The organism is Paenibacillus sp. S25, assembly GCF_019454085.1.
Taxonomy (GTDB): Bacteria; Bacillota; Bacilli; order Paenibacillales; family Paenibacillaceae; genus Paenibacillus; species Paenibacillus polymyxa_B.
In genome coordinates this window covers 420,189-437,749 of the sequence record NZ_CP073683.1, presented here as the reverse complement: position 1 = coordinate 437,749, position 17,561 = coordinate 420,189, and the positions used below count along the sequence as shown (strand labels likewise).

9 protein-coding genes, 21 tRNA genes and 4 rRNA genes are annotated in these 17,561 nt (G+C 49.4%); 3 read left to right on the top strand and 31 right to left on the bottom strand.

Annotated features, from left to right (window positions below):
* Positions 1-52: 52 nt before the first annotated feature.
* From KAI37_RS01965 to KAI37_RS01955, 3 genes are all read right to left on the bottom strand, one after another.
* Positions 53-1,608, bottom strand: a 16S ribosomal RNA gene (locus KAI37_RS01965).
* Between the two features lie 167 nt (positions 1,609-1,775).
* Entirely contained in the window at positions 1,776-1,937 is a 162-nt protein-coding gene (locus KAI37_RS01960) for a hypothetical protein (RefSeq protein WP_220030615.1), read from the bottom strand.
* A gap of 244 nt (positions 1,938-2,181) precedes the next feature.
* A complete protein-coding gene (locus KAI37_RS01955) occupies positions 2,182-2,922 on the bottom strand; it encodes a Crp/Fnr family transcriptional regulator (RefSeq protein ID WP_025718906.1) in 741 nt (246 codons plus the stop codon).
* A gap of 299 nt (positions 2,923-3,221) precedes the next feature.
* Here KAI37_RS01955 and KAI37_RS01950 point away from each other — a divergent pair, with 299 nt between their 5' ends.
* From KAI37_RS01950 to KAI37_RS01940, 3 genes are all read left to right on the top strand, one after another.
* Positions 3,222-3,671: a GAF domain-containing protein gene (locus tag KAI37_RS01950; RefSeq protein ID WP_071639239.1), complete on the top strand. Its 450-nt coding sequence runs from the start codon at positions 3,222-3,224 to the stop codon at positions 3,669-3,671.
* A gap of 143 nt (positions 3,672-3,814) precedes the next feature.
* Positions 3,815-4,468: a response regulator gene (locus KAI37_RS01945; RefSeq protein ID WP_016818376.1), complete on the top strand. Its 654-nt coding sequence runs from the start codon at positions 3,815-3,817 to the stop codon at positions 4,466-4,468.
* The gene (locus tag KAI37_RS01940) at positions 4,461-5,564 is read left to right on the top strand and encodes a PAS domain-containing sensor histidine kinase (RefSeq protein WP_076294821.1); all 1,104 of its coding nucleotides are present in this window, start codon (positions 4,461-4,463) and stop codon (positions 5,562-5,564) included. Before KAI37_RS01945 ends, KAI37_RS01940 begins: the two co-directional genes overlap by 8 nt.
* Positions 5,565-5,765: 201 nt before the next feature.
* On the opposite strand, the gene KAI37_RS01935 is transcribed toward KAI37_RS01940, so the two are convergent.
* The 28 genes from KAI37_RS01935 to KAI37_RS01800 all read right to left on the bottom strand — a co-directional run bounded on the left by KAI37_RS01935 (position 5,766) and on the right by KAI37_RS01800 (position 17,557).
* Positions 5,766-5,836 (bottom strand) — tRNA-Gly (locus tag KAI37_RS01935).
* A gap of 9 nt (positions 5,837-5,845) precedes the next feature.
* Positions 5,846-5,919: transfer RNA gene (locus KAI37_RS01930), tRNA-Pro, on the bottom strand.
* A 22-nt stretch (positions 5,920-5,941) separates the two neighbouring features.
* Positions 5,942-6,018, bottom strand: a tRNA-Arg gene (locus KAI37_RS01925).
* Between the two features lie 26 nt (positions 6,019-6,044).
* Positions 6,045-6,116, bottom strand: a tRNA-Cys gene (locus KAI37_RS01920).
* Between the two features lie 10 nt (positions 6,117-6,126).
* Positions 6,127-6,201 (bottom strand) — tRNA-Gly (locus KAI37_RS01915).
* 6 nt (positions 6,202-6,207) lie between these two features.
* Positions 6,208-6,295 (bottom strand) — tRNA-Leu (locus tag KAI37_RS01910).
* 14 nt (positions 6,296-6,309) lie between these two features.
* A tRNA-Lys gene (locus KAI37_RS01905) sits at positions 6,310-6,385 on the bottom strand.
* 4 nt (positions 6,386-6,389) lie between these two features.
* Positions 6,390-6,464 (bottom strand) — tRNA-Gln (locus tag KAI37_RS01900).
* A 17-nt stretch (positions 6,465-6,481) separates the two neighbouring features.
* Positions 6,482-6,554: transfer RNA gene (locus KAI37_RS01895), tRNA-His, on the bottom strand.
* Between the two features lie 19 nt (positions 6,555-6,573).
* A tRNA-Tyr gene (locus KAI37_RS01890) sits at positions 6,574-6,659 on the bottom strand.
* A gap of 4 nt (positions 6,660-6,663) precedes the next feature.
* Positions 6,664-6,739 (bottom strand) — tRNA-Thr (locus tag KAI37_RS01885).
* A 26-nt stretch (positions 6,740-6,765) separates the two neighbouring features.
* Positions 6,766-6,838 (bottom strand) — tRNA-Phe (locus KAI37_RS01880).
* Positions 6,839-6,904: 66 nt separating this feature from the next.
* Positions 6,905-6,981: transfer RNA gene (locus tag KAI37_RS01875), tRNA-Asp, on the bottom strand.
* A 25-nt stretch (positions 6,982-7,006) separates the two neighbouring features.
* Positions 7,007-7,080: transfer RNA gene (locus tag KAI37_RS01870), tRNA-Met, on the bottom strand.
* A 30-nt stretch (positions 7,081-7,110) separates the two neighbouring features.
* Positions 7,111-7,186: transfer RNA gene (locus KAI37_RS01865), tRNA-Val, on the bottom strand.
* 6 nt (positions 7,187-7,192) lie between these two features.
* Positions 7,193-7,264 (bottom strand) — tRNA-Glu (locus tag KAI37_RS01860).
* A gap of 32 nt (positions 7,265-7,296) precedes the next feature.
* Positions 7,297-7,388, bottom strand: a tRNA-Ser gene (locus KAI37_RS01855).
* Positions 7,389-7,391: 3 nt separating this feature from the next.
* Positions 7,392-7,465, bottom strand: a tRNA-Met gene (locus KAI37_RS01850).
* Between the two features lie 34 nt (positions 7,466-7,499).
* Positions 7,500-7,575 (bottom strand) — tRNA-Asn (locus KAI37_RS01845).
* Between the two features lie 4 nt (positions 7,576-7,579).
* Positions 7,580-7,655 (bottom strand) — tRNA-Ala (locus tag KAI37_RS01840).
* A 22-nt stretch (positions 7,656-7,677) separates the two neighbouring features.
* Positions 7,678-7,754, bottom strand: a tRNA-Ile gene (locus KAI37_RS01835).
* A 36-nt stretch (positions 7,755-7,790) separates the two neighbouring features.
* Positions 7,791-7,907: ribosomal RNA gene (gene rrf, locus KAI37_RS01830) — 5S ribosomal RNA — on the bottom strand.
* A 152-nt stretch (positions 7,908-8,059) separates the two neighbouring features.
* Positions 8,060-10,990: ribosomal RNA gene (locus KAI37_RS01825) — 23S ribosomal RNA — on the bottom strand.
* Positions 10,991-11,343: 353 nt separating this feature from the next.
* Positions 11,344-12,899: ribosomal RNA gene (locus KAI37_RS01820) — 16S ribosomal RNA — on the bottom strand.
* The 16S, 23S and 5S rRNA genes sit together here with 21 tRNA genes alongside, the layout of an rRNA operon.
* Positions 12,900-13,292: 393 nt before the next feature.
* On the bottom strand, positions 13,293-14,903 hold the full coding sequence (locus KAI37_RS01815; RefSeq protein WP_076293886.1) for an FAD-dependent oxidoreductase: 1,611 nt from the start codon (positions 14,901-14,903) through the stop codon (positions 13,293-13,295).
* 25 nt (positions 14,904-14,928) lie between these two features.
* The gene (locus KAI37_RS01810; RefSeq protein WP_104496347.1) at positions 14,929-15,891 is read right to left on the bottom strand and encodes an ROK family protein; all 963 of its coding nucleotides are present in this window, start codon (positions 15,889-15,891) and stop codon (positions 14,929-14,931) included.
* A 129-nt stretch (positions 15,892-16,020) separates the two neighbouring features.
* The gene (locus tag KAI37_RS01805; protein ID WP_071639232.1) at positions 16,021-16,860 is read right to left on the bottom strand and encodes a MurR/RpiR family transcriptional regulator; all 840 of its coding nucleotides are present in this window, start codon (positions 16,858-16,860) and stop codon (positions 16,021-16,023) included.
* Positions 16,838-17,557 carry an N-acetylmannosamine-6-phosphate 2-epimerase gene (locus KAI37_RS01800; RefSeq protein ID WP_076293883.1) on the bottom strand — a complete coding sequence of 240 codons (720 nt, stop codon included), beginning with the start codon at positions 17,555-17,557 and terminating at the stop codon, positions 16,838-16,840. Before KAI37_RS01800 ends, KAI37_RS01805 begins: the two co-directional genes overlap by 23 nt.
* Positions 17,558-17,561 lie beyond the last annotated feature (4 nt).

The window sequence follows — 17,561 nt, the reverse complement described above, 5'->3', positions numbered from 1 at the left end:
AGCTTACGCTTCATATTTGAATGTTTCCATTGCAGGAAACGATTCTCCATAGAAAGGAGGTGATCCAGCCGCACCTTCCGATACGGCTACCTTGTTACGACTTCACCCCAATCATCTACCCCACCTTCGGCGGCTGGCTCCCTTGCGGGTTACCCCACCGACTTCGGGTGTTGTAAACTCTCGTGGTGTGACGGGCGGTGTGTACAAGACCCGGGAACGTATTCACCGCGGCATGCTGATCCGCGATTACTAGCAATTCCGACTTCATGTAGGCGAGTTGCAGCCTACAATCCGAACTGAGACCGGCTTTTCTAGGATTGGCTCCACCTCGCGATTTCGCTTCCCGTTGTACCGGCCATTGTAGTACGTGTGTAGCCCAGGTCATAAGGGGCATGATGATTTGACGTCATCCCCACCTTCCTCCGGTTTGTCACCGGCAGTCTGCTTAGAGTGCCCAGCTTGACCTGCTGGCAACTAAGCATAAGGGTTGCGCTCGTTGCGGGACTTAACCCAACATCTCACGACACGAGCTGACGACAACCATGCACCACCTGTCTCCTCTGTCCCGAAGGAAAGGTCTATCTCTAGACCGGTCAGAGGGATGTCAAGACCTGGTAAGGTTCTTCGCGTTGCTTCGAATTAAACCACATACTCCACTGCTTGTGCGGGTCCCCGTCAATTCCTTTGAGTTTCAGTCTTGCGACCGTACTCCCCAGGCGGAATGCTTAATGTGTTAACTTCGGCACCAAGGGTATCGAAACCCCTAACACCTAGCATTCATCGTTTACGGCGTGGACTACCAGGGTATCTAATCCTGTTTGCTCCCCACGCTTTCGCGCCTCAGCGTCAGTTACAGCCCAGAGAGTCGCCTTCGCCACTGGTGTTCCTCCACATATCTACGCATTTCACCGCTACACGTGGAATTCCACTCTCCTCTTCTGCACTCAAGCTCCCCAGTTTCCAGTGCGACCCGAAGTTGAGCCTCGGGATTAAACACCAGACTTAAAGAGCCGCCTGCGCGCGCTTTACGCCCAATAATTCCGGACAACGCTTGCCCCCTACGTATTACCGCGGCTGCTGGCACGTAGTTAGCCGGGGCTTTCTTCTCAGGTACCGTCACTCTTGTAGCAGTTACTCTACAAGACGTTCTTCCCTGGCAACAGAGCTTTACGATCCGAAAACCTTCATCACTCACGCGGCGTTGCTCCGTCAGGCTTTCGCCCATTGCGGAAGATTCCCTACTGCTGCCTCCCGTAGGAGTCTGGGCCGTGTCTCAGTCCCAGTGTGGCCGATCACCCTCTCAGGTCGGCTACGCATCGTCGCCTTGGTAGGCCTTTACCCCACCAACTAGCTAATGCGCCGCAGGCCCATCCACAAGTGACAGATTGCTCCGTCTTTCCTCCTTCTCCCATGCAGGAAAAGGATGTATCGGGTATTAGCTACCGTTTCCGGTAGTTATCCCTGTCTTGTGGGCAGGTTGCCTACGTGTTACTCACCCGTCCGCCGCTAGGTTAATTAGAAGCAAGCTTCTAATTAACCCCGCTCGACTTGCATGTATTAGGCACGCCGCCAGCGTTCGTCCTGAGCCAGGATCAAACTCTCCATTAAAGACCAACCGAAGTTGGTTTATAGAAAGAGCGATAAGCTCATTTTGAAACTGACGAGATAAAATATCTCTTGTTTGATTTTGCGAACAAAATCGTTTTACTCACTCGTTGTTCAGTTTTCAAAGATCAAATATTTCTCTTTCGCTGCGTTTTTCAGCAGCTATAAGATCATATCATGTTCGTTTCAAAAATGCAAGGGTTATTTTTTTCTTTTTTTGAAGATCGTTTCACCCAAGCTTTTCGCTTTTGAAACTGCTGTTTTGTTGTCAGCTCAAATAATATATCATTTTCAGCAAAAGAAAGCAACTTGTAAATAATTCCTTTTTCCAAACGTATAATCCCTTCCACCTTTTAGTCAACCATTATTAGCTCCAACGTTATTTCAGAACAGCTAGTTCATAAAATGTCATGTGTTCAGTTTCATTTACTATAAATACATTATTGGTAATTAGCCGCTATACCGTTGATTAGTCTTTTTTGTAATCTATGTTGTTCGTTACCCCATGTGCTAGATTGTTAGAAGACATGCAGCAAGGCGAAGTCTCTTGGACCCCGCCTAATGGTATTCATAATATTAGAGGCGACAAATTTCATGGGCACATTGGCCGTACGAAGGACAGCAGCACATGCCACGTAATACCTTGAGATCGTGAATGACAATCTTTCCATCCCTTGTATCTAAAGTTCCTTGCTCTTTCAGCGCGCTCAGCATCCGGTTCACACTCTCTCGGGTCGCTCCAATCATCTCACCTAATTCGGAGTGACTTAGCTTCATATTTAGTAAAATGCCATCCTTCACAGCCACGCCACATGTATTGCTAGCACGGATCAATGTAGACGCTAGTGCTCCAGTTTTACCATACAACAGTAAGTCCCGAAAACGCGATTGCATAATGCGTTGCTTCATCGCCATCCACTGGATGAACTGAAGTGCCATTTCCCCATTTTTGGACAAGAGCGACTCCAAATCCTTAACAAGCACGACGCCTAACTCACACACATCGGCTGTTTCCGCAGTGCAGCTATACTCTTCTCCATCTATCCCGCTAAATTCCCCAATTAAGTCGCCTTGATGCTGAATGGTCAGAATCAGTTCTTTACCATCTTCTGTCGATTTTCGAAGTTTAACATGACCTGAATGTATATAATAAAGCTGCTCTGCATCATCGCCCTCTCGGAAAAGCATAACGCCTGCCTTTACCTTCTTCCAGGACATAATATCTTTTAGCAGATCAAAATGTTCTTCTGTCAAATAAATCTGAATTCCCGTGCGTTCCGCTTCGTCCCCAAACCGTTCCATACAAGTGGCTTGCATGTTAGCGTCCTCCTCGTGTTTACCTGATATCTATATCATAATGTTTTAATGCCTGGGTTGTTATCGGGAGAACACCTGATTTTATACCTTCCTACTCCCTGATTTGCTGTGATAAATATCACTCCAGATGTAAGCTAACACCCCATTTATCGGCCTTTTCCCTACTCCTTACCCGACCTGATGAAAAGTCAGTGTTTCCTGCGCCTATAGATCAGGGGGTTCCCTGATCTACTTTTGTAACTGCCGGAACTACAATGAATTAGAGATATAGTTTGGTTATGAAAAAGGATGTGTCTTCTATGCTACAAATAACGGATGAAATGCGAAAAGAACTGAACCAATTGAGAGATACTACTTATGGTGATCTCACTGCCCTTGCATTTATGTCCAAGTCGGGTGGTAAGTTGCATTGGTATTACGCCTCCGGTAGCCGAAGCAATCGCTATCGCCTTATTTCTTTTAAGATTGGTCATGGTATTGCCGGGATGGCTGTTCGCTTGGGACGTACCGTGACTGTAAGTGCTTTGCTATCAGGTAGTATACGTATGCGTCAGGAATGTGCACTAATGCTGGCCGAGCAGCTTCACTCTGCTGTTGCTATTCCCTTTTCCAGCACAGGGGATCTGCCCAACGGTGTGCTGCTTCTTGGTAATCGTGATGTGAGGATGTTCACAGAGTCTGATGTAGCCGAGGCCACTCAAGTCGCTCAACGCCTTAGCCAACTATGTGCTTACCCTCTTATTCCATAGATCAACAATGTTTCTGTAGATAATGAAACTCATAAAATACTTGATATGACTGTCCCTAACTATCTTTGTTGATTGAAATCCCTAAAATTTGCTATGATTATGACAAAACGCACGGTTTTTTTACCGTTCGAGGGGATGACAAATTGATTCGCATACTAGTAGTGGATGATCACGTTGTCGTACGTTCTGGCCTCATGGCCCTATTGGACGGCAAAAACGGTATCAAGGTAGTAGGAGATGCAGCAGACGGGGATGAGGCAATCCGCAAGGCAGTGGAGCTACAACCTAATGTCGTGCTCATGGATTTTAGCATGCCACCTGGCAAAGATGGTCTCACGGCAACCACTGAATTAAAAAAACAGTTGCCCGATACAGAAGTCCTTATTTTAACGATGCATGATGATGAAGAATATCTGTTCCGGGCCATTCAGGCTGGAGCATCCGGATATATTTTAAAAAGCGCACCTCACGAGGAGTTGCTCGCTGCCATCCAGTCTGTAGCCGAGGGTAGTGCCTATTTGTACCCGAATGCAACCAAACGACTGATGAGTGAATATCTGGACAAAATCAAACAGGAAGGCATAGCCGGACCCTATGAATCCTTATCTGAGCGGGAAAAGGAGATTCTATCGTGGGTAGCCAAAGGATATGCCAACAAGGAAATTGCCGAGCACCTTGTGATTAGCGTCAAAACCGTAGAGTCCCATAAAAGTAACCTTATGGAGAAGCTTAACTTGAAAACACGACCTGAGCTAGTCAAATTCGCACTAAAAAAGGGGCTGCTCCATTATGAATGAACCTTCTAATCCTTTACTGCAGCATGCCTTTGGTGAATCAACCGATACACTGCTGAATGATCTGGAAATTTATATACCAGAGTCCCCTTTTCTCCATGCACTGCGTAACTCACTCCACCAACTATCCAATCTTAAATTTGCTCTAGATACGTCTTCCATCGTTGCTTTGACCGATCATCGAGGTATTATTCAGTACGTGAACGACAAGTTCTGTGAGATTTCGCAATATAGTCGTGAAGAGCTGATCGGTCAGGATCATCGTCTCATTAATTCAGGCTATCATACCCCTGCCTTCATGAAAAACCTGTGGACTACAATCCGTTCAGGTGAGGTATGGCAAGGAGAAATACGTAATCGAGCTAAAGATAACAGCTACTACTGGGTGAATACTACGATCGTTCCGTTTATGGACGAGGAAGGTAAACCCTATCAGTACTTAGCGATCCGCAATGAGGTCACTAAACTGAAGCAGGTAGAAGCAGAACTCCAGTCTATGATGACGCAAGTCATGCAAATACAGGAAGAAGAACGTAAACGCTTTTCAAGAGAGCTACATGATGGGATAGGGCAAAGCTTATTTTCACTTATTATTCAGTTAGACAGCCAACTTGCCGAACAACCTAGTGCTGCTCTGGAGAGTCTTCGTTCGCAGGTGACCGACATCATCAAAGATGTTCGTGGTCTAGCGTGGGAACTTCGTCCCTCAGTTCTGGATGATTTGGGTGTCGTACCAGCTATAAGAACCTATATTGAAAACTTCTGTTCTCATTACGGGATTGAGGTGCATTTTCAATGCACTCTACGTAAACGCCTTGATATTCGCAAGGAAATAGCAATTTATCGGATTGTACAGGAGGCATTAACGAATGTAGCCAAATACGCAGATGTAGCGGAGGCATATGTCGACGTTGAGGATCAAGATGAAATGATACAAGTGACCATTCGGGATGAGGGCATTGGATTCTCTGGAAAGTCCCAAGGAGAAGGAGTTGGATTGTTTAGTATGGAAGAACGAGCTAGAGGGGTAGGGGGATTTATGAGCATGACCTCTGCTCCAGATGAGGGAACCTCCATCCAGCTGACCATTCCCGTGTAAAAACTGTCCACTAGATCGGTTATCGGTGTATACCAGTTGTATGGATCAGAACGATATACACCGATACCGAGATTATGAATAATCAACACATTGTGGGTACATGAGAATAAATACAAAAAAAGAGAGAGCTCTGTCCCCAGACAGGCTCTCTTTATTTATAAGGTGTCACCACTGAGGCAACAAGAATCCGCTATAGCAAAAAGCGGGTGATGGGAATCGAACCCACGCTACCAGCTTGGAAGGCTGGAGTTCTACCATTGAACTACACCCGCAAATCAGTATCGGGATGACACGATTTGAACATGCGACCCCCTGGTCCCAAACCAGGTGCTCTACCAAGCTGAGCTACATCCCGACATTATACTTTTTTTAAGAAATGGCGCGCCCTGAGAGATTCGAACTCCCGGCCTTTTGATTCGTAGTCAAACGCTCTATCCAGCTGAGCTAAGGGCGCATATTTAAATCCATAATGAGCAGTCAAGGCGCCACCCAGATTTGAACTGGGGAATGAAGCTTTTGCAGAGCTTTGCCTTACCACTTGGCTATGGCGCCGTATGGATAATGGAGCGGACGACGGGAATCGAACCCGCGACCCTCGCCTTGGCAAGGCGATGCTCTACCGCTGAGCCACGTCCGCAAAATATGGTGCGGTCGAGAGGACTCGAACCTCCACGGGGGGTTAGCCCACACGGACCTGAACCGTGCGCGTCTGCCAATTCCGCCACGACCGCAAAATAACTATAAATGGTGAGCCATGAAGGACTCGAACCTTCGACACCCTGATTAAAAGTCAGGTGCTCTACCAACTGAGCTAATGGCTCTTAATGGCTGGGGATATAGGATTTGAACCTATGCATGACGGAGTCAAAGTCCGTTGCCTTACCGCTTGGCTAATCCCCAATAAATTAAGAATAAAGGGCGGCCGATGGGGCTTGAACCCACGAATGCCGGAGTCACAGTCCGGTGCGTTAACCACTTCGCCACGACCGCCATATGATTATGAAAAGACTGGTGGAGGATGATGGATTCGAACCACCGAACCCGTAAGGGAGCAGATTTACAGTCTGATGCGTTTGGCCACTTCGCTAATCCTCCAAAATGGTGCCGGCGAGAGGACTTGAACCCCCAACCTACTGATTACAAGTCAGTTGCTCTACCAGTTGAGCTACACCGGCACATTACTCATTTCCCACTTGAAAGGTGGCTCGGGACGGAATCGAACCGCCGACACGAGGATTTTCAGTCCTCTGCTCTACCGACTGAGCTACCGAGCCATAATTTGTTTTATTACTACACCATATAATCCGCACTATATATGCTAACTATATATGAGGTTAAAATGGCGGAACTGACGGGATTCGAACCCGCGATCTCCTGCGTGACAGGCAGGCATGTTAGGCCTCTACACCACAGTTCCAGAGGCATTTCCAATAGGAAATTAATTGCGGGGGCAGGATTTGAACCTACGACCTTCGGGTTATGAGCCCGACGAGCTACCGAACTGCTCCACCCCGCGACATTAAAAGGGATTTATCAAATTTTCTTATGGTGGAGGCTGAGGGGTTCGAACCCCCGACCCTCTGCTTGTAAGGCAGATGCTCTCCCAGCTGAGCTAAGCCTCCATATTATGACCCGTAGGGGATTCGAACCCCTGTTACCTCCGTGAAAGGGAGGTGTCTTAACCCCTTGACCAACGGGCCTTACAAAATAAGTTCTGATTCCAATAAATTTATGGCGGAGAGAGAGGGATTCGAACCCTCGCACCGCTTTCGCAGTCTAACCCCTTAGCAGAGGGTCCCCTTATAGCCACTTGGGTATCTCTCCGAGTAGCGGCAGAGGGGATCGAACCCCCGACCTCACGGGTATGAACCGTACGCTCTAGCCAGCTGAGCTACGCCGCCACCTTATATATAAAATTCAGAAATATTCAAAACATGGCTCCCCGAACAGGACTCGAACCTGTGACAACTCGATTAACAGTCGAGTGCTCTACCAACTGAGCTATCAGGGAATATTGGTGGAGCCAAGCGGGATCGAACCGCTGACCTCCTGCGTGCAAGGCAGGCGCTCTCCCAGCTGAGCTATGGCCCCAATCTTTTTGTTATTCTAGAAGTGGTGGGCCTTAGTGGACTCGAACCACCGACCTCACCCTTATCAGGGGTGCGCTCTAACCAGCTGAGCTAAAGGCCCTAACATGTAAAACTTCATCATCCTTTAAAGGATATCGCTTGGCGACGTCCTACTCTCCCAGGACCCTGCGGTCCAAGTACCATCGGCGCTGGAGGGCTTAACGGTCGTGTTCGGGATGGGTACGTGTGGAACCCCTCCGCTATCGCCACCAAACATGAATTTACATCGTAAATTCTACCGTACGGTTATTCGATTCATCACTTATCGTGTGAATGAATAGCCATGCGCTTGTTGTATGTCACTTGTACATACTTTCAAGGTTACACCCTGAAAACTGGATCCGAAACTCATTTGCGTTTTATTCTTAGGATAAGCCCTCGACCGATTAGTATTGGTCAGCTCCATGCATTACTGCACTTCCACCCCCAACCTATCTACCTCGTCGTCTTCAAGGGGTCTTACTAATTGGGAAATCTCATCTTGAGGGGGGCTTCACGCTTAGATGCTTTCAGCGCTTATCCCTTCCGTACATAGCTACCCAGCGGTGCTCCTGGCGGAACAACTGGTACACCAGCGGTACGTCCATCCCGGTCCTCTCGTACTAAGGACAGCTCCTCTCAAATTTCCTACGCCCACGACAGATAGGGACCGAACTGTCTCACGACGTTCTGAACCCAGCTCGCGTACCGCTTTAATGGGCGAACAGCCCAACCCTTGGGACCTACTTCAGCCCCAGGATGCGATGAGCCGACATCGAGGTGCCAAACCTCCCCGTCGATGTGGACTCTTGGGGGAGATAAGCCTGTTATCCCCAGGGTAGCTTTTATCCGTTGAGCGATGGCCCTTCCATGCGGTACCACCGGATCACTAAGCCCGACTTTCGTCCCTGCTCGACTTGTAGGTCTCGCAGTCAAGCTCCCTTCTGCCTTTGCACTCTTCGAATGATTTCCAACCATTCTGAGGGAACCTTGGGGCGCCTCCGTTACTCTTTAGGAGGCGACCGCCCCAGTCAAACTGCCCACCTGACACTGTCCTCGCACCGGATTACGGTACCAAGTTAGAACCTAGATACGATCAGGGTGGTATCCCAAGGATGCCTCCTCTCAAGCTGGCGCTCAAGATTCAACGGCTCCCACCTATCCTGTACAGATCGTACCCAAATTCAATATCAAGCTGCAGTAAAGCTCCATGGGGTCTTTCCGTCTTGTCGCGGGTAACCTGCATCTTCACAGGTATTAAAATTTCACCGGATCTCTCGTTGAGACAGCGCCCAAGTCGTTACGCCATTCGTGCGGGTCAGAATTTACCTGACAAGGAATTTCGCTACCTTAGGACCGTTATAGTTACGGCCGCCGTTTACTGGGGCTTCGGTTCATAGCTTCGCCCCGAAGGGCTTACCACTCCCCTTAACCTTCCAGCACCGGGCAGGCGTCAGCCCGTATACTTCGCCTTGCGGCTTCGCACAGACCTGTGTTTTTGCTAAACAGTCGCTTGGGCCTTTTCACTGCGGCCCCCTCGGGCTATTCACCCTACCGAGGCACCCCTTCTCCCGAAGTTACGGGGTCATTTTGCCGAGTTCCTTAACGAGAGTTCTTCCGCGCGCCTTAGAATTCTCTTCTCGCCTACCTGTGTCGGTTTGCGGTACGGGCACCTTCTCCTGGCTAGAGGCTTTTCTTGGCAGTCTGAGATCATGACCTTCGCTACTACAATTTTCGCTCCCCATCACAGCCCAGCCTTAACGATGTGCGGATTTGCCTACACACCAGCCTCACTGCTTAGACGGACATCCATCAGTCCGCGTCACTACCCTACTGCGTCACCCCATCGCTCATAACGGATTACGGTGGTACAGGAATTTCGACCTGTTGTCCTTCGACTACGCCTATCGGCCTCGCCTTAGGTCCCGACTTACCCTGAGCGGACGAACCTTCCTCAGGAACCCTTAGGCTTTCGGCGGATCTGATTCTCACAGATCTTTTCGTTACTCATACCGGCATTCTCACTTGAATGCAGTCCAGCGCTCCTTACGGTACACCTTCAACCCGCATTCAACGCTCCCCTACCCCTGATGCATAAGCATCAAGCCATAGCTTCGGTGGTGTGTTTAGCCCCGTTACATTTTCGGCGCAGAGTCACTCGACCAGTGAGCTATTACGCACTCTTTCAATGGTGGCTGCTTCTAAGCCAACATCCTGGTTGTCTGTGCAACTCCACATCCTTTCCCACTTAACACACACTTGGGGACCTTAGCTGATGGTCTGGGCTGTTTCCCTTTCGACAATGGATCTTAGCACTCACTGTCTGACTCCCGGAACTAAATCTATGGCATTCGGAGTTTGACTGAGCTTGGTAACCCTTGCGGGCCCCGCACCCAATCAGTGCTCTACCTCCACGATTCTTCTTTCCGAGGCTAGCCCTAAAGCTATTTCGGGGAGAACCAGCTATCTCCGGGTTCGATTGGAATTTCTCCGCTACCCCCACCTCATCCCCGCATTTTTCAACATGCGTGGGTTCGGGCCTCCAGTGCGTGTTACCGCACCTTCACCCTGGACAGGGGTAGATCACCCGGTTTCGGGTCTACGTCCACGTACTCAAGTCGCCCTATTCAGACTCGCTTTCGCTGCGGCTTCAGCTCTTCACCTTAACCTTGCACGGGAACGTAACTCGCCGGTTCATTCTACAAAAGGCACGCCATCACCCATAGATCGGGCTCTGACTTCTTGTAAGCACACGGTTTCAGGATCTATTTCACTCCCCTTCCGGGGTGCTTTTCACCTTTCCCTCACGGTACTGCTTCACTATCGGTCGCCAGGGAGTATTTAGCCTTGGCAGATGGTCCTGCCGGATTCATACGGGGTTTCACGTGCCCCGCACTACTCGGGATCCGTCTCGGAGAGAACAAGTTTTGAATTACAGGGCTTTTACCTTCTCTGGCGGGCCTTTCCAGACCTCTTCATCTAACCGGTTCCTTTGTAACTCCATGTGAGACGTCCCACAACCCCAAGGAGCAAGCTCCTTGGTTTGGGCTAATCCGCGTTCGCTCGCCGCTACTGACGGAATCACTATTGTTTTCTCTTCCTCAGGGTACTTAGATGTTTCAGTTCCCCTGGTCTGCCTCTATTCTGCCTATGTATTCAGCAGAAAGTGACTGTCGATGAAGACAGCCGGGTTTCCCCATTCGGACATCCCCGGATCAAAGCTTGCTTACAGCTCCCCGAGGCCTTATCGTTGTTCGCCACGTCCTTCGTCGGCTCCTGGCGCCTAGGCATCCTCCGTGTGCTCTTTGTAGCTTAACCTAGTATTTACATCGTAAATACGATTTGCTTTGAATTTCGGTTCAACACTTACGTGTGAATGAAATTCAACGCAGCTACCTTTATTTCACTTGTTTACACAAGATCAGCTTAAAGGAATATTCTAAAACGCAATTTCGTTTCGGTATCCAGTTTTCAAGGTGCAATTCGCTTCTTCGAAGCGAAACCCGATGAATATTTCGGTTCCACACGGATGTGTGAATGAAACATTCGTCGAAGCTTGAGAGTTTGAGCTCTCAAAACTGAGCAACGAGTGAGTAACAGGCCTAAACCTGAGTTTTGAAGCTTACGCTTCATATTTGAATGTTTCCATTGCAGGAAACGATTCTCCATAGAAAGGAGGTGATCCAGCCGCACCTTCCGATACGGCTACCTTGTTACGACTTCACCCCAATCATCTACCCCACCTTCGGCGGCTGGCTCCCTTGCGGGTTACCCCACCGACTTCGGGTGTTGTAAACTCTCGTGGTGTGACGGGCGGTGTGTACAAGACCCGGGAACGTATTCACCGCGGCATGCTGATCCGCGATTACTAGCAATTCCGACTTCATGTAGGCGAGTTGCAGCCTACAATCCGAACTGAGACCGGCTTTTCTAGGATTGGCTCCACCTCGCGATTTCGCTTCCCGTTGTACCGGCCATTGTAGTACGTGTGTAGCCCAGGTCATAAGGGGCATGATGATTTGACGTCATCCCCACCTTCCTCCGGTTTGTCACCGGCAGTCTGCTTAGAGTGCCCAGCTTGACCTGCTGGCAACTAAGCATAAGGGTTGCGCTCGTTGCGGGACTTAACCCAACATCTCACGACACGAGCTGACGACAACCATGCACCACCTGTCTCCTCTGTCCCGAAGGAAAGGTCTATCTCTAGACCGGTCAGAGGGATGTCAAGACCTGGTAAGGTTCTTCGCGTTGCTTCGAATTAAACCACATACTCCACTGCTTGTGCGGGTCCCCGTCAATTCCTTTGAGTTTCAGTCTTGCGACCGTACTCCCCAGGCGGAATGCTTAATGTGTTAACTTCGGCACCAAGGGTATCGAAACCCCTAACACCTAGCATTCATCGTTTACGGCGTGGACTACCAGGGTATCTAATCCTGTTTGCTCCCCACGCTTTCGCGCCTCAGCGTCAGTTACAGCCCAGAGAGTCGCCTTCGCCACTGGTGTTCCTCCACATATCTACGCATTTCACCGCTACACGTGGAATTCCACTCTCCTCTTCTGCACTCAAGCTCCCCAGTTTCCAGTGCGACCCGAAGTTGAGCCTCGGGATTAAACACCAGACTTAAAGAGCCGCCTGCGCGCGCTTTACGCCCAATAATTCCGGACAACGCTTGCCCCCTACGTATTACCGCGGCTGCTGGCACGTAGTTAGCCGGGGCTTTCTTCTCAGGTACCGTCACTCTTGTAGCAGTTACTCTACAAGACGTTCTTCCCTGGCAACAGAGCTTTACGATCCGAAAACCTTCATCACTCACGCGGCGTTGCTCCGTCAGGCTTTCGCCCATTGCGGAAGATTCCCTACTGCTGCCTCCCGTAGGAGTCTGGGCCGTGTCTCAGTCCCAGTGTGGCCGATCACCCTCTCAGGTCGGCTACGCATCGTCGCCTTGGTAGGCCTTTACCCCACCAACTAGCTAATGCGCCGCAGGCCCATCCACAAGTGACAGATTGCTCCGTCTTTCCTCCTTCTCCCATGCAGGAAAAGGATGTATCGGGTATTAGCTACCGTTTCCGGTAGTTATCCCTGTCTTGTGGGCAGGTTGCCTACGTGTTACTCACCCGTCCGCCGCTAGGTTGATTAGAAGCAAGCTTCTAATCAACCCCGCTCGACTTGCATGTATTAGGCACGCCGCCAGCGTTCGTCCTGAGCCAGGATCAAACTCTCCATTAAAGACCAACCGAAGCTGGTTTATAGAAAGAGCGATAAGCTCATTTTGAAACTGACGAGATAAAAATATCTCTTGTTGATTTTGCGAACAAAATCGTTTTACTCACTCGTTGTTCAGTTTTCAAAGATCAAACATTTCTCTTTCGCTGCGTTTTTCAGCAGCTATAAGATCATATCATGTTCGTTTCAAAAATGCAAGGGTTATTTTTTTCTTTTTTTTGAAGATCGTTTCACCCAAGCTTTTCGCTTTTGAAACTGCTGTTTTGTTGTCAGCTCAAATAATATATCATAAAGCCAAGCAACTTAGCAAGCACTTTTTTTGTTTTTTTTATTTTAGAATAAATCCGTTCATCTTCCAGCTCATTTAAATCAGTCAAGGGGCTAGTTGCCCCTTCATTAGCTGATGACTCCCTCTGGCTCGAATACCTCTGCAGGCCAGTGCAGTTCCACACCTTGGCGAAGAAGAACATTTTGAAAACACCCAAGATGCTCTGCTGATCGGCTCACTTCAATGGGATATACTTCGTTGGAGACACAGTAAGCCGCTAGGCTTCCCGCTGATTCTCCTATATTCCATTCTGTAGGATGCAATCGATAGCAGCCATTGGCTATTTGGGTCATCCCTATATTTTTGCAGGCAGGAAGTAAATTGCGCACTCTCACCGGAATAAGTGATCCCAATGGAATTTCATAGGGATAGTTAGGGATGTAGAATGTTCGCTGAGATACCGTAGTTGGATGAAGATCCAAATGATAGCTGCCTACACCTACACTGTCTATATATCGCTTGGGTCCCTCTTCTCCCCGAAGCTCACGACTTACATCAAACTCAGATATCATATACTTGGCCTGAATTCGGCGTGACTCGCGAATATAAGCCGTTTTAGCCAGACCGTCAGATGTGCCGAGAATATCACCTCGTGGTCGAATTCCCGGATAGCCGAACCCTCCATCTAATCGGGGGGCTTCGGTTTGAAGCCAATATATTAATGAATGAGTCAACTCACGCGCTCCTTCTCGATGTTTTGCCTGCTCCTGAGCGGTGACACCGATCAATGGTCCTAGGTAATAATCATTTTGCGCCCAGTTTAAAAGAGTTACCTCACCATCATTTAGCGGTTCGCTCCATATCGAGGGATCTACAATACGACGATAATCCCATAAGGATACAATGCCCTGATCGTTAGGAAACAATGTGAACTGTTTTAATTTACTGGTATCATCCGCGTCAGTAGCAAACCAGCTCAAAATCGGAAAACGGGAAAAGGAAGGAATATAATTTCTCCAGAAATCATATTGTTGCGGCCGCTCTATAATGAAGCTTTCCTGGGGAATATAGTCTACGGCAGCCACATGTGTGATAGATTGCATATCAAAAGGGTTAGCACACTCCAGTGCATGAGGTTCACCCGTAGCAGCCCGCGACTCCGCTCCACTCGTATGCTCCACGCCCGCCATTGGAAGGAGATCACCACACTCTGTCGCATCCAGATAAAACATTCCGTGCAGCACTCTAAATCCACACTTATGATCAGCGCTATTCGAGGTACGGACAGTTACAGAAGTAATACAGTCCCCATCCGTCTGAACGGCAATAGGCACGGTGTGATAGTATACATGAACACGCCCCGTATTCAAATAGGGAGCGAGCATATCTTCAAGCACCCGCAGAGCTACCCGTGGTTCATGGGCCAGACGGCTTACCCAACCGTTCCCAGGGTTAAGAATGGGATTATTCCGTGCTTCTTCGGTTAACGGATAGTTCTGACGGTAATAGTCACGCACACGATTACGGAACTCACGGTATGTTGCTGTGCAGCCAAATTGTTCGATCCATCGATGCTCATCTGGGGGAACCGCCTGTGAAGTTAACTGCCCCCCTAACCAATCCGTCTCCTCCGTCACGATGACTCTCATGCCAGCCTTCGCCGCCGCAAGAGCTGCCGATGTCCCCCCCAGACCTCCGCCAATCACAACAATGTCGGTATCAAGCCGTTTTTGCGTCATGGTTCGTTCCCCTTTCATTCTTGTACTAGGACTCGGTCATTTCAAATGCAAGCCGTGCAGCGCCGATGATTCCAGCGCGATTGCCCAACAATGCCCGACTTACTTCCGTTTGAACTCCAAGTTGGTGCAGATGCTTTTCCAGCATGGGCCACCAGACCTCTCCCGCGTCCGCTACTCCTCCACCTACAATGATCACCTCAGGATCAAGAGGCACCGAGATATTAGATAGAAGCACAGCTAAATCTGCGGTGTAATCATCCAGCACTTGGATTGCTTCCTGGTTACCGTAAGCGGCCTCTTTCACAATCTCGTTCCCTGAGCGGTACAATTTACCGACGTGTTCCCTACCTCGGCGTAACAGGGCCCTCCCCGATACATATTGCTCGGCGCACCCTTTTTTTCCACAATTGCAGGGATGTCCCCCCGGGAATAAAATACTGTGCCCCCAATCACCGCCGCTCCAATGAGCCCCTCTGCACAAGAGGCCATTTTCCATATATGCACCTCCGACACCTGTTCCCAACGTGAGCATCACCAAGCGTCGCTTGCCCTTCCCCGCTCCCTGCCACGCTTCTCCAAGTAAAGCGGCGTTCGCATCATTATCAGCAACCGCTCGTAAAGCCAGTTTTTCTCTAGCCCACGTTACTAAGGATGTACCTTGCCAGCCAGGTAGGTTATCTGTGGCATACACAACTTCGCCGCTCTCCACATTTACTCGGCCAGCAGTAGCAATACCTAGAGCGCCTACATCTATATGAGCACCGATGCTGGTATCTCCAAAAGAACGCAACAGTCCGAGCACAGATTCTGACACCCGCGACAACACCCATTCACGTCCACGGGAAGCGTCCGTATCCAGCCGGATTTCATCAAGCACAGATCCGTCCCGTGCCACTATGGCGGCCTTCACCGATGTGCCCCCAATGTCGATTCCAATGACTCTGTTCACAGCAGCTGCCACCACACCAACCTCCTTGTTGCCCCTCATAAAAGCTTACTAGCTCTTTGTACAAACCTTCTATTAATAGCAATACATGAAATAGCCATTCATAAGCACCACAAACACAAGTCATTGAACTGTCGGAGCGCACAGTTTTCAATTCACAACTGAAAAATCTCAATAACTTCGTTCAATAACCGCCCTCGCTGTTTTTTCCTTCATCTGTTTGCTGTGACTCGTGTGCTTGCGAGCAAGCCCTTCGCAGATGAGGTCAATCACGAATAGTTGTGAGATTTTAGCGCCGATTGAACCACCTTCTATCGGGGCTTCCTTGCCTGCGGTCAGTAACACGATATCTGCAATGGAGGTAATGGGTGATTTCGCATAATTCGTAATTGCGATAACAGTTGCACCGTTTTGCTTGGCTTTGTGCAGCATATCGTTCGTATCCAGCGTACTTCCTGATACACTGATGCCGATAGCGACATCACCCGGGTTCATGGATACCGCCATCATCGACTGAATATGTCCGTCTGCCACAGCCTCGGCGCGGCGCCCAATCCGTAAGAAACGATTTTTAGCATCCTGCGCGGAAATTCCCGAAGCGCCTACGCCGAAAAATTGAACATAGCCCGCTTGATCGAGACACGCAATCGCACGACCAAGCTCTGAATGGTCCAGCAGTCCCATACTGGAGTGCAAAATATTGAGCATGTTGTGATATACCGTACGCGTAATATCTTGTTCGTCATCTGGGTCGATATTCTCCTCGCCCATATCGGTTTTACGATAAGTCTGGTTTTGTGCCAGGGACAGTCGGAAATCCTGATAACCTTTGAAACCAATTTTCCGACAAAAGCGCATCACCGTCGTTTCGCCTGTACCTGCAAAATCCGCCAGCTCCGTCACGGAGAAATATATGATATCTGCGGGATGCTCCAGTACGCACAAGGCGACTTTCTGCTCCGATTTCGTTAATGAAGGATAATACGTGTTAATTCGGTCGTTCATCTCCATAGATGCATTTCACTGCCTTCCTTGCGGCATCGGCAAACCGCTGCGTAATCAATTGGGGTCTGGTAATCGCCGAGCCTACAACCACTGCATGTGCTCCCATTCGGAATGCTTCCTCAACCTGCGCTGGATCATAGATTTTGCCCTCTGCAATTAAAGGAACAGGAACCAGTTCCGACGCTCTCCGAACCAGCTCCAGATCAGGACCCTCAATCTGAGTAGAGTACGGCGTATACCCGGATAACGTGGTGGATACGCAGTCTGCGCCAAGGGAAGCCGCATGAAGCGCCTCCTCCAGTGTCGATATGTCTGCCATGGAAGTGACTCCCTGCTCATGGGCATAATCTAGGAGCCTCTTCAGCTTGCCTCCCGCCGGGCGCGGTCGTAATGTGGCATCCAGCGCAATGATATCCGCGCCTGCCTCTACCAGTTCTTCCATTTCACGAAGGGTAGGCGTAATGTAAATATCAGAATCATCATAATCCCGCTTAATCAAGCCAATCACTGGTAGAGAAATCGCCTGTTTAATCGCACGTACATCCGATGCGCCATTGGCGCGAATCGCTACAGCTCCGCCCTGCTGTGCGGCACGCGCCATTTTGACCATAGAATCTGCTCCATGTAACGGTTCGCCTGGTAGCGCCTGACAGGATACGATCAATCCGTGCTGAACTTTGGATAATACACCTTCCATTCCCATAGGA